This is a genomic window from Ureibacillus sp. FSL W7-1570 (assembly GCF_038593265.1).
GTDB classification, from domain to species: domain Bacteria; phylum Bacillota; class Bacilli; order Bacillales_A; family Planococcaceae; genus Ureibacillus; species Ureibacillus suwonensis.
Window position 1 is genome coordinate 2,498,568 of sequence record NZ_CP151979.1, and the last position, 12,061, is coordinate 2,510,628.

The window sequence follows — 12,061 nt, forward strand, 5'->3', positions numbered from 1 at the left end:
TATTTAGAATTTTTAGTAGTGAGCGGCATGTTTTCATTGATTCATAGAATGGATTACATAAGCGAGCGCCTTGATGAAAGGAGGATCACTTCATGAGAGGAATTACTCAATTATTCTCTCAAGAAAAACATATAAACAAGTTGATCAATGACTTGAAAGAGCCAAAAGAGAAATCCCATTTGATTACGGGATTGACGGGAAGCGCGCGCGCCGTATTGATTAACTCCCTCTTCAGAGAATTAAATCGGCCTTTATATATTATTTCCCCCAATTTATTGCAGGCACAAAAGCTGGTGGATGATTTAACATCCCTTGTGGGAGAGGAAAAAGTGCATTATTATCCGGCGGATGAATTCATTGCCGCGGACATGACAATCGCATCTCCTGAGCTGAGAGCAGGGCGGATATCCACATTGGATCATTTAGCGAGAGAAGAAGCGGCGGTATATGTCATTCCGATTGCCGGAATGAGAAAATATATGACACCTGTGGCACAATGGAAACAAAATCTTTTGGAAGTACATGTCGGACAAGAAATGGATATAGACCACTGGCTTTCGAAGTTGGTAGAGATGGGTTATACACGAAGCCAAATGGTCACAACACCAGGTGAGTTTGCATTGCGTGGAGGAATACTTGATATCTATCCACCATATGCAGAGTCACCATTTCGTATTGAACTTTTTGATACGGAAGTGGATTCCATCCGTGAGTTTTCCGCAGATGATCAACGCTCCATTAAAAAATTGGAGTCATGCCGGATCCTGCCAGCCATAGAGCTCCTGCTCACCATGGAACAGCGCGTCCAACTGGCTGAACGGCTTGAAAAAGCGCTTGCCAAAAGCATTAAAAAGGTCAAAAAACAGGAAGTGCAAGAAGCGTTATATGAAAATATCCAGTACGACATTGAAATGTTGAAACAGGGGAATCTGCCTAACCATGTTACGAAGTATGGATCCTTATTATACGAAAAACCGGCATTTTTAGGAGATTATTTTTCGGAAGACGGCCTGATTCTATTCGATGAACTGGGACGGATCCAAGAGGTTTCCGAAGCTTGGGAACGGGAAGAGGAAGAGTGGTTCATTTCATTAATTGAAGAAGGAAAAATGGTGCATGACGTCCACCCTTCCTATTCCTTAAAAGAAATCTTGTCCATGTTGGATCTTCCGAAAATTTACTTCAATTTATTTACACGTACTTTCTCCGGCATTCGCTTTGACCAAACAACGAACTTTTCATGTAAACCGATGCAGCAATTCCATGGGCAAATTTCCCTTTTGCAAAATGAAGTTGAGCGTTGGAAGAAAGAAAAGTTCACCGTGTTGATTGTAGCGGATGGGGAACAGCGTTTAGAAAAGATAAAAAATATGTTGGAAGATTACAAGATTGATGTGACGATCGGGCTGCCGAACGGAGAAGGAATTTTCCTGGTGGATGGCCAGCTGACCGCCGGCTTTGAATTTCCTTTGCAACGGATTGCCGTTGTGACGGATGATGAATTATTCAAACAACAAACAAAGCGGAAAAAACCCCGGCCTCAGAAAATGACCAATGCGGAAAGAATTAAAAGTTATACGGAAATCAAACCGGGAGACTATGTGGTCCATGTGCATCACGGAATCGGGAAATATGTGGGCATTCAAACCCTTGAAGTGAACGGCACCCACAAAGACTACCTCCATATCCGCTACCGCGGTGATGACAAATTATTTGTTCCTGTCGATCAAATTGATTTAGTCCAAAAATATGTTTCATCGGAAGGAAAGGAACCAAAACTCCACAAGCTGGGCGGTACGGAATGGAAAAAAGCGAAGGCAAAAGTGTCATCCGCTGTTAAGGATATTGCGGAAGAACTCATTAAACTTTATGCAAAACGGGAAGCGGAAAAAGGATATGCCTTTTCTCCGGATACAGATGAGCAGCGGGAATTCGAAAATGCTTTCCCGTATGAAGAAACGGAAGACCAGCTTCGCACCATTATGGAAGTTAAACGGGATATGGAACGGGAACGGCCAATGGACCGGCTTGTTTGCGGAGATGTGGGATACGGGAAAACGGAAGTGGCCATCCGTGCAGCTTTCAAAGCGATTATGGATGGCAAACAAGTGGCCTTTCTCGTGCCGACGACGATATTGGCACAACAACACTATGAAACCATTAGCGCAAGATTTGAGGATTATGCCATTAATGTCGGTTTACTGAGCCGTTTCCGCACGAGAAAAGAACAGGCGGAAACGATAAAAGGATTGAAAGATGGGACAGTGGATATCGTCATTGGCACACACCGCCTTCTTTCGAAAGATGTGGCCTTCAAAGATTTGGGATTATTGATTGTGGATGAGGAGCAACGTTTTGGCGTGGCTCATAAAGAGAAAATTAAACAGTTGAAAACGAACGTGGATGTGTTGACACTGACAGCGACACCGATTCCAAGAACCCTTCATATGTCGATGGTGGGTGTGAGAGATCTTTCGGTTATTGAAACGCCTCCGCAAAACCGTTTCCCTGTTCAAACATATGTGATGGAATATAGTCCAGCCTTGGTTCGGGAAGCCATCGAGCGGGAAATGGCGCGGGGAGGTCAAACATTTTATCTATATAACCGTGTGGAAGATATGACGAAAAAAGTCGAGGAAATTCAGACGCTCGTGCCGGAAGCCCGGGTGGCATACGCCCATGGCAAGATGACTGAAACGCAACTGGAATCCGTCATTCTCAGCTTTTTAAATGGCGAATTTGATGTACTTGTGACAACGACCATTATTGAAACCGGCGTGGATATGCCGAATGTTAATACGTTAATCGTTCATGATGCTGATAAAATGGGACTTTCCCAGCTTTATCAGCTGCGCGGCCGCGTCGGAAGATCCAACAGGGTCGCATACGCTTATTTCATGTATCAGCGGGATAAAGTATTAACGGAAGTTGCGGAACAACGCCTTCAAGCGATCAAAGAATTTACGGAATTAGGTTCCGGTTTTAAAATTGCCATGCGCGATTTGTCCATTCGTGGTGCAGGCAATCTGCTCGGGGCTCAACAGCACGGCTTCATCGATACGGTGGGATTTGATTTATACTCACAATTATTGGAAGAAGCCATTGTGGAACTGAAAGGCGAAAAACGGGAAGAGAAGGAAGAAGTGGAAATCATCCTTCATGTAGATGCCTACATTCCGGATCAATATATTCCGGATGGCTACCAAAAAATTCAAATGTATAAACGGATCAAAGCGATGGAAAATCCGGAAGATTATCATGAAATCCTCGAAGAATTGCACGACCGGTTCGGCGATTTGCCTCCTGAAACCGAAAGACTGTTGCGCATCGCAAGAATCAAGGCGTGGGCAGGCAAAGCGGGCATTGTTTCCATTAAAGAAAAACAAAAAATCATTTCCATCGTCTTTTCTGAAGAGGGGACTAAAAATGTCGATGGTTCCGTCGTAGTCGCTGAAACAATGAAATTTGAAAAAGCGGTCGGTTTCAGCATGGATGGACCTATTTTGACCGTGACGATTGATGAGAAAAAATGTGGGAAATATAATCCGCTGGACGTATTGGAACAAGTCGCTGAAATAATTTATAAGGCAAGGAAGAATAATGTAGTGGAACAAGAAGCAAAATAATACTGTAAACAATGACCCAAATTTGATTGGGTCATTTTGTTTACCAAAAGTTTTAGATTGATTTTGTTTTTCACTAAATTGTTATATTTTTAAAATTTTTGGGGCATATTAATTTTACAAATTTTTGACGAATTAAAAACATTTCACACAAAATCCTCCCCATGCATTTTTTGCATACTTTGCCTAAAGAGTAAACATACTATCTGTGAAATAAAACGAATTCAGAAAGCGAGGCAGCAAAGATGAAAGCAACAGGAATAGTACGTCGTATCGATGATTTAGGTCGTGTTGTAATCCCGAAAGAAATTCGCAGAACCATGCGAATTCGAGAAGGAGATCCTTTGGAAATCTATACGGATCGCGAAGGAGAAGTTATCCTAAAAAAATATTCCCCGATTAATGATTTAGGCGAGTTTGCAAAAGAATATGTTGAATCCTTGTATGAAACGATAGGGACACCTGCGTTGATCAGCGACCGTGATGAAATGATTGCTGTGGCAGGTTTATCGAAGAAGGATTACACAAATCGTCGCCTGTCAAGTTTTGCAGAGGATTTCATGAAACAACGTTCTGTCGTATTGGAAAAGAATGAAACGACGATTGAATTGGTGCCAGGACAATTTGAACAAGTCAAATCCTATTGTGTTGCACCAATTGTTGCAAACGGTGACACAATTGGGGCGGTATATTTGCTTTCGAAAGTGCACTTTTTAAGCGAAGTAGAACAAAAAGCGGCGGAAACGGCGGCTCACTTCTTAGGAAAGCAAATGGAAAACTAAATCAGTTTGAAGGGGCTGTCCGAAAAGTCGATTGAATCGACCTTCGGCTCAGCCTTTTTTCTGTTTTTAGGGTACAAAAAAATCGTCCTTTTTTATAGAATGAAATTGACCAAAAAACATTCCATAGAAAGGACGATTTCTTATGAATAATCAAATGACTATTCAAGAAAATTATAACACGCAATTAGAAATGACTCTAGAGGGTATTCAAAAAATAGAGGTTCAAAAGAATAAGAAACGCAAAAAACTAGTTTTCCAACCTTATTGCAATCGTCAAGTCATGAGCATTTTAGATATCGAAATGTATATTCCTGAAAATCATGTCGCCCGTTTAGTGGATGAAATGGTGGAATCGATTCCGGATGAAGTGTTGTATACTCATTATGTTGGTGGGGGTCGTGCACCCTATCACCCTAAAATGTTATTGAAAGTGATTTTATATGCGTACACTCAAAACGTTTATTCAAGTCGGAAAATGGCGCAAATGGTGAAAGAAAATCTTCCGATGATGTGGTTGGCGGGATTGCAAACCCCTGACCATCGCACAATAAATGATTTTCGTAGTGTTCGTATGTCAAACATGATGGATTCTGTATTTGAACAATTTGTCCTTCAACTAGTAGAACAAGGATTTATCGACCTCGACCATATTTTTGTGGATGGTACGAAAATAGAAGCGAATGCCAACAAATATACGTTTGTATGGCGAAAATCCGTAGAAAAATATGATCAGAAACTACGAGCCAAAATTCAATCGTTTCTACAAGAAGCGCACCAAATCGCCTTGGAGGAATTAAAAGAAGAACAATTAGAAGAAGAATTAGAAAAATCATCGGCACAACTTTCTGAGAGAATAGAAGCTTTGGAAAAAGATTATAAACAGGAAGAAGACAAAGAAAGAAAAAAAGAACTTCGCTCTAAAAAATCCCAACTCACCAAACAACTGAAAACGATTCAAACGGATTATCTTCCACGATTACGAAAATACAAAGTACAAAAACAGATTCTAGGTGAACGAAATAGCTACTCGAAAACCGACCATGAGGCCACTTTTATGCGAATGAAAGAGGACCATATGAAAAACGGCCAACTCAAGGCGGGTTATAATGTTCAACTCGCCACACAACATCAATTTATCGTGGGATTTGAAATTTATCAAAATCCAGGAGATACTCGCTGTTTCCAACCATTTATGGAAAAGTTATTGGAATCGATACCGAAGGAAAAGAAACTCAAGTATGTCATTGCCGATGCAGGATATGCGAGTGAAGAAAACTATTTATATGCGATTGGCGAAGAAAAAGAACCTCGTTTTGAATTATTAGCCCCATACCAAACCTATTTGAAGGAACAAAGTAAAAAGTTTAAAAAGGATTTATCAAAAGTACAAAACTGGAAATACATCGAAGAAGACGATTGCTTTATCTGTCCGAACAATCGGAAAGTCGTATTCAAGTATTATCAAAAAAGAAAAAATGCATCTGGATACATACAAGATTTGAAAGTGTACGAGTGTGAAGATTGTACGGATTGCCCGTTGAAGAATGGGTGTACGAAAGCCAAAGGAAATCGTCGAGTATATTGGAACACGATTTATGAAGAAATGAAAGCGAAAGCCAAAGCAGCTCTTGGTGACGAACAAAAGGCAGCTCTTTATGCGAAGCGTAAAGTGGATGTCGAAAGTGTGTTCGGGAACATCAAGGGCAATTTGCGTTTCACTCGATTTCTGTTACGGGGGCTTCATAAAGTCCGAACAGAATTCGGGATTGTGGCAATGGCCCACAACATACTGAAATGGGCCGCAAATTCCCAAACCAATTTCAAAAATAAGGAAACAGAGCGAATGGAAAAACTCATTGTTTTCTCCATTCGCTCTGTTTTTATGGACTTTTTAGACAAGCCCTTTTCTTTATTTAGGAAGACCGGCTCAATGGCTCAATTGGACGAATGAAAATGGAGGCATAGTAAATGAAGATGATTTGCGGTACTATGTTTTGGGAAATCCGATTTGATGGAAACCCGCGGGAATTTTTCCATTATCGTGGCATAGGAAAGTTCATTTTTTTATTTCAATGACTCTTTGGTATACTTTCTAGTATGTAGAAAGGATAGAGAATATAGGTATGTCGAATTCAATCGGAATGAAAGGATATATGAAAGGAGCATTGCTTCTGACAATATCCGCGATCATTGTAAAAATTATGAGTGCCATTTACCGGGTTCCCTTTCAAAATTTAGTGGGAGATGCGGGATTTTATATTTATCAGCAAGTTTATCCGTTCATATCCTTTTTCGTTGCATGGACATCAGGAGGATTTGCGGTTGCCATTTCGAAAATGTTGGCGGATGCGGAACTTTGTCCGGATGCTTCTTTGAAAAAAGGCCTGATTTCTCGGACGGTATTTTTATACTTGGCCGGATTATCCCTCGTTTTTTTCTCCGTTTTATTTTTTGGCGCAGAGTTGTTGGCGGAGTGGATGGGGGATGAACAGCTGTCGCCCTTATTGAGAACGGGTTCCTTTGTCACGTTGTTTATGCCATTTTTGGCGATTATGAAGGGCTCTTTTCAATCCCGTGGCGAAATGTCGCCCGTTGCCAAAGCACAGGTATTCGAACAATTCATCCGGGTAACGATTATTTTGGCAGGCGCTTTTTTTGTGATGGCGAATTCCCGCTCCCTTTATTCAGCCGGGCATATGGCTGTGCTGGGAACGGTCATTGGGGAAGTGGCAGGGGTGTTGTTGTTGGTTTATTTTTCCGGAAAATCCTTTTCCACCGTTCCCTTTAAAAACATAGGAAAGCATCATCGTGAAAAGAAGTGGCCCATCATTAAAGAAGTGACACTATTGAGTATCAGCATCAGCATGAGCAGTCTATTGCTTTTGTGTTTCCAACTGATCGATTCCTTCACGGTTTATTCATTGATGGTGGAAAACGGCATCGAATCCCAGTTGGCGAAAGAAATGAAAGGGATTTATGACCGTGGTCAATCTCTTGTTCAATTGGGGATTGTCATCGCTTCCTCATTATCCATTGCCATTGTTCCGCTGGTGGCGGTCCAGTCCAAAAAGAAAACGGGAAGAGGAGCAAAGCCTTTTATCCAATTGACTTACAGGACTGCCCTCCTTTTTGGAGTGGCCTCTTCTCTCGGACTGGTGATCGTCATGCCGTACGTCAATAAAATGCTATTTGAAACGAATGCATTGCAAATGGTTTTGACCATTTATGTTTTACAAATCATACCGTTGTCAATCATTTTGACATTTACAGCCATCTTGCAGGGGATGGGGAAACTGAAAGTGCCGTTTTTAATTTTAACAGGGGCCATTCTTTTCAAAGGGATTGGAAATATGACCCTTGTCCCGTTATGGAATGTGCTGGGCTCTGCAGTTTCAAGCGGTGTCGTGTTATTGTTCGCTTCAATATTATTTATTGGATACTTAAAAAAATTGACATCCGTCCAATTTGCTCCTCTGCGTTTTTACATAAAATTGGCCGGTGCCGGCATAGCGATGGCATTGGCTGTGCTTTTGCTGAATGAATGTCTGCAAATGAAGAGCGGTATGTTTTCCAGCGGCAGAATGGAAGCGGTCGTTTTCGGCTCTGTATTAATTGTGACAGGGGCGTTCGTATTTTTGACCTTTGTGGCAAAATCCCGGATGCTTTCCGAAAAAGAATGGTTTTTGATTCCATTTGGCCGCCGAATGGCCGCTTATCAGCTTTGGTTAAATAAAAGAAAGTAGGTGGATGTATGCATATCACAATCGTCGGTTTAGGCGCATCAGATTACGAGCAACTGCCGATGGGCGTTTATAAAAAATTGAAGGAAGCAAAAAAAGTGTATGTTCGCACAATGGATCACCCGGTTCTCCATGAACTGCAAGAGGAAGGATTGCAATTTAAAAGCTTTGATGAAGTTTATGAAAAACATGATTCCTTCCAACCGGTTTATGAGGAGATTGCCGAACGGTTAATCGAAGCGGCGAAGGAAGAGCCGGTTGTATATGCGGTACCCGGGCATCCATTGGTGGCAGAACAAACGGTGCAATTGTTGATTGAGGCTGAAAGACAGGGCAAAGTGCAAATCTCCTTTGCCGGTGGCCAAAGCTTTTTGGATCCCATATTTACCGCATTAAAAATTGACCCGATTGAAGGGTTTCAATTGTTGGATGGCACAAGCTTTTCCATTCATGATGTCAATATGCGTTCCCATGTGCTGATTGCCCAGGTATATGACCAATTCAGCGCATCGGAAGTGAAGTTAACGTTAATGGAAAAATACCGGGATGATTATCCGGTGACGATTGTTACAGCGGCAGGTTCAATACAGGAACAGCTTAAAACGGTTCCTCTTTATGAGCTGGATCAGGCGGTGGAAATCAACAATTTGACGACCATTTATGTCCCACCGGTAAAAAGCGATCTTGATGCATTAAAAGATTGGAGAACGTTCAGAAGCATCATCGCAACACTTCGGGGGCCTAATGGTTGCCCGTGGGACCGGAAACAAACCCACGAAAGTTTGAAAAAATATTTGATCGAAGAGGTACATGAATTTTTGGCGGCGGTTGATGAAAAAGACGACTTTGGCATGGTGGAAGAATTGGGCGACATTTTGTTGCAGGTTTTCCTGCATGCCCAAATCGGGGAGGATGAAGGTTATTTCAATTTGGAAGAAGTGTTGGAGAGCATTTCCGAAAAAATGATCCGACGTCATCCTCATGTATTCGGCGACATCACTGTAAAAAATGCCGATGAAGTCGTAACGAATTGGGAGGAAATAAAAAAACAGGAAAAGGGAGAACAAAAAGGATCGCTGCTCAAAGGGGAATATCGGCCAAGCTCATCTTTGCAAACATCGTATAATTATCAGAAGAAGGCGGCATCTGTCGGCTTTGACTGGCCTGATGCGGGCGGAGCCATCAAGAAATTTGAAGAGGAATGGCAGGAATTTTGCCAAGAATTAGAGAAAGGTACAAGTGAAACCATGTTGGATGAATTCGGGGACGTGTTATTTACGTTGGTCAACATTGCACGCTTTTATAAAATTTCCCCGGAGGAAGCGATGGTGCATGCCAACGAAAAATTCGCCAGAAGATTTCAGTTTGTTGAAGAACAGGTAAGAAAAAGCGGTCAAACTTTTGACGATTTTACATTGGAACAATTGGATGAATTTTGGAATGAAGCAAAACGATTAGAGAAGGAGTAGGCTATGCGATTAGACAAATTTTTAAAAGTATCTCGACTCATTAAACGCCGTACGTTGGCAAAAGAAGTGGCGGAACAAGGCCGAATCACCATTAATGGCAAGGTTGCCAAAGCCTCTTCCAACGTCAATGCCGGTGACGAGCTGACGATCCGCTTTGGGCAGAAAATCGTCACGGTCCGTGTGGAAGAAATCAAAGAAAACGTCCGAAAAGAAGATGCTAATAAAATGTTCACGATATTGAAAGAAGAAAAACTAGATAAAATTGAACCGGAATTTATCGATGATGAAGAATAGAAAAATAGAAGCCCGAAATATTTTTTTATAGCATGACAACCATTTTTGTTGTCATGCTTTTTTTATTTCCCGCATAAAGTGAACAGAACAAACCATTAGAAGGAGGAACGATAATGACACAAATCCATCAAGAAAACAATTACACTATAACTTCTGGTGATCATCTTGTGACTGTGAGAAATAGAAAAAGAATGGACATGACATCAGTAAAGGAAATTGAGAGATTCGATCAGGAGGAATTTTACGTAAGAACTTCCCAAGGGCATTTGCTCATTCGGGGAGAGGAATTGCGCATTGTTCATTTAGATGTGGACAAGGGATTATTGACGTTAGAAGGCAATGTCAAAGCCCTCCAATACGATGATGATGAAAATGGGTTGACTAAAGGCTTCCTCCATAAATTGTTTGGATGACAGTTAACGAGCAATTTTTCAGCATCGTAATAATGACGGCAAGCGGGATTTTCATTGGCGCGGTGATTGATGCAACAAGAATTTTCACCAGCGCCATCTCACCCAAGTCATTATTGCGAAAATTTTCGTGGATCCTCGAAATTGTTATATGGGCACTGTTAGGTGTGGCAAGTTTTTATATCATATTTTTAATAAAGGGTGGAGAGTGGCGTTTAGTAGACCCATTATCACAAATTTTAGGCATTTTCCTTTATGAATCTTTCTTACAGCCATTTTTCCGTTTCCTTGGCCGGGTATTTATCGTACTGGTCATCAGGCCGATCGTTGCCATCATCACAATGACAATAAAATTGGTACGGGGAATCATCAGGATGTTGACCCGCATAATTGCTGTACTGTTTAGACCTTTCTATAAACTTTTTATCAAGATAAAAAGGCCCTTTTATAGAAAAATTGCAAACTTTAAACGGGCAATCTTTAAAAAGCATTAATGATTAAGTTATAATGACGATACAATAAATAAACAGGAGGTGACGGATGTGAATAAGAGATACGGGAACAAAAATATCCGAAAAATCGAAAATGACTATGTTCGTACAGCGGATCGCCAAATGGAAAAATTGACGAAGAGAAAAATTGGGCTACGCAGAAGGTTAACAACGTTCTTCATTATCGCATCCGTCGTCATTGTCAGTTTAATTAGCACGCTGTATAACCAAAACCAAAGATTATCGGAAAAAGAAGCGGAAAAAGAAAAAATGTTGGCGGAACTCCAGGAAATGAAAGAAGAACAAGAACGGCTGAAGTTGCAAATAAAGAAACTTGAAGATGATGAGTATATAGCAAAATTGGCAAGGAAAGAATACTTCTTGTCTGATGATGGGGAAATCATTTTTACCATCCCTAAAGATGAGCGGGACAAAGACAAAGATAAAGAAGAAGATCATAATGACGAATAATTTTCTCGGCGGGTTAAAATATTATTGCACTAAAAAGAAAATTTTGTAAATAAAGCAGAATTAAAATTAAAAAAATTGCTGTTGAAAAAGAGTTGTCTTGTTGACACTCTTTTTTTGTCGGCTATAATAAAAGAGAGCATTTACAATTTTTAGGCTCATTTTTTATCATAATTATATTACAGGCTTTGTTTTAGCCGTTAAATTTTTAAGGAGGAGCATTTTTTTTATGTCAATTGAAGTAGGCAGCAAATTACAAGGTAAGGTCACAGGAATTACAAATTTTGGAGCGTTTGTTGAGCTGCCAGATGGTAAAACGGGCCTTGTCCACATTAGTGAAGTAGCTGATAACTACGTGAAAGACATTAACGATCATCTTAAAGTTGGAGACATCGTTGAAGTGAAAGTGTTAAACGTTGAAGAGGATGGAAAAATTGGCCTATCCATCAGAAAGGCTAAAGCACAATCAGAAAGACCTGAACGTCCTCAGAGACCACGTCGTGAAAACCGTTCAAATGAACGCAATGAACGTCAATCAAAAGAAAGTTTTGAACAGAAAATAGCAAAATTTTTGAAAGATAGTGATGAGCGTCTTGCTTCCTTAAGACGTGCAACTGAGTCCAAACGAGGTGGACGTGGCGCAAGAAGAGGGTAGTTTGCTGTCTATTAGATAATAGTGATAAAGAAGATTCGCATGTTTTTACATGTTTGAACGATAAATTTGTCAAAATCCAAATGATATCATCGGTTATTTGCAAAAAAAGAGTCGACTATGTTCCGTCAA

Annotated in this window: 10 protein-coding genes; all 10 read left to right on the plus strand. The window is 40.7% G+C overall.

Annotated features, from left to right (window positions below):
• Window positions 1–92: 92 nt before the first annotated feature.
• The 10 genes from mfd to NST13_RS12540 all read left to right on the plus strand — a co-directional run bounded on the left by mfd (window position 93) and on the right by NST13_RS12540 (window position 11,932).
• Window positions 93–3,626, plus strand: coding sequence for a transcription-repair coupling factor (gene mfd, locus NST13_RS12495; RefSeq protein ID WP_342580709.1), 3,534 nt, complete (start codon window positions 93–95; stop codon window positions 3,624–3,626).
• Between the two features lie 242 nt (window positions 3,627–3,868).
• A complete protein-coding gene (gene spoVT / locus NST13_RS12500) occupies window positions 3,869–4,405 on the plus strand; it encodes a stage V sporulation protein T (protein ID WP_342470687.1) in 537 nt (178 codons plus the stop codon).
• 142 nt (window positions 4,406–4,547) lie between these two features.
• Window positions 4,548–6,356, plus strand: coding sequence for an IS1182 family transposase (locus tag NST13_RS12505; RefSeq protein WP_342580710.1), 1,809 nt, complete (start codon window positions 4,548–4,550; stop codon window positions 6,354–6,356).
• Window positions 6,357–6,528: 172 nt separating this feature from the next.
• The gene (locus NST13_RS12510; RefSeq protein WP_342580711.1) at window positions 6,529–8,148 is read left to right on the plus strand and encodes a polysaccharide biosynthesis protein; all 1,620 of its coding nucleotides are present in this window, start codon (window positions 6,529–6,531) and stop codon (window positions 8,146–8,148) included.
• An 8-nt stretch (window positions 8,149–8,156) separates the two neighbouring features.
• Window positions 8,157–9,614 carry a nucleoside triphosphate pyrophosphohydrolase gene (mazG, locus tag NST13_RS12515; RefSeq protein ID WP_342580712.1) on the plus strand — a complete coding sequence of 486 codons (1,458 nt, stop codon included), beginning with the start codon at window positions 8,157–8,159 and terminating at the stop codon, window positions 9,612–9,614.
• A 3-nt stretch (window positions 9,615–9,617) separates the two neighbouring features.
• Entirely contained in the window at window positions 9,618–9,908 is a 291-nt protein-coding gene (locus NST13_RS12520; protein ID WP_342470684.1) for an RNA-binding S4 domain-containing protein, read from the plus strand.
• 113 nt (window positions 9,909–10,021) lie between these two features.
• Window positions 10,022–10,321: a sporulation protein YabP gene (gene yabP, locus NST13_RS12525; RefSeq protein ID WP_342470682.1), complete on the plus strand. Its 300-nt coding sequence runs from the start codon at window positions 10,022–10,024 to the stop codon at window positions 10,319–10,321.
• The gene (yabQ, locus tag NST13_RS12530; protein ID WP_342470681.1) at window positions 10,318–10,812 is read left to right on the plus strand and encodes a spore cortex biosynthesis protein YabQ; all 495 of its coding nucleotides are present in this window, start codon (window positions 10,318–10,320) and stop codon (window positions 10,810–10,812) included. The genes yabP and yabQ overlap by 4 nt, the downstream gene beginning before the upstream one ends.
• Window positions 10,813–10,860: 48 nt before the next feature.
• Window positions 10,861–11,280, plus strand: a complete 420-nt coding sequence (locus NST13_RS12535; RefSeq protein WP_342580713.1) for a septum formation initiator family protein — start codon at window positions 10,861–10,863, stop codon at window positions 11,278–11,280.
• A 226-nt stretch (window positions 11,281–11,506) separates the two neighbouring features.
• On the plus strand, window positions 11,507–11,932 hold the full coding sequence (locus NST13_RS12540; RefSeq protein ID WP_342470679.1) for a S1 domain-containing RNA-binding protein: 426 nt from the start codon (window positions 11,507–11,509) through the stop codon (window positions 11,930–11,932).
• The last annotated feature ends 129 nt before the right edge of the window (window positions 11,933–12,061 follow it).

Excerpts from the sequence above, each read along its gene's own strand:
- mfd (WP_342580709.1), top strand. The coding sequence starts at position 93 with ATGAGAGGAATTACTCAATTATTCTCTCAAGAAAAACATATAAACAAG.
- spoVT (WP_342470687.1), top strand. The coding sequence starts at position 3,869 with ATGAAAGCAACAGGAATAGTACGTCGTATCGATGATTTAGGTCGTGTT.
- NST13_RS12505 (WP_342580710.1), top strand. The coding sequence starts at position 4,548 with ATGAATAATCAAATGACTATTCAAGAAAATTATAACACGCAATTAGAA.
- NST13_RS12510 (WP_342580711.1), top strand. The coding sequence starts at position 6,529 with ATGTCGAATTCAATCGGAATGAAAGGATATATGAAAGGAGCATTGCTT.
- mazG (WP_342580712.1), top strand. The coding sequence starts at position 8,157 with ATGCATATCACAATCGTCGGTTTAGGCGCATCAGATTACGAGCAACTG.
- NST13_RS12520 (WP_342470684.1), top strand. The coding sequence starts at position 9,618 with ATGCGATTAGACAAATTTTTAAAAGTATCTCGACTCATTAAACGCCGT.
- yabP (WP_342470682.1), top strand. The coding sequence starts at position 10,022 with ATGACACAAATCCATCAAGAAAACAATTACACTATAACTTCTGGTGAT.
- yabQ (WP_342470681.1), top strand. The coding sequence starts at position 10,318 with ATGACAGTTAACGAGCAATTTTTCAGCATCGTAATAATGACGGCAAGC.
- NST13_RS12540 (WP_342470679.1), top strand. The coding sequence starts at position 11,507 with ATGTCAATTGAAGTAGGCAGCAAATTACAAGGTAAGGTCACAGGAATT.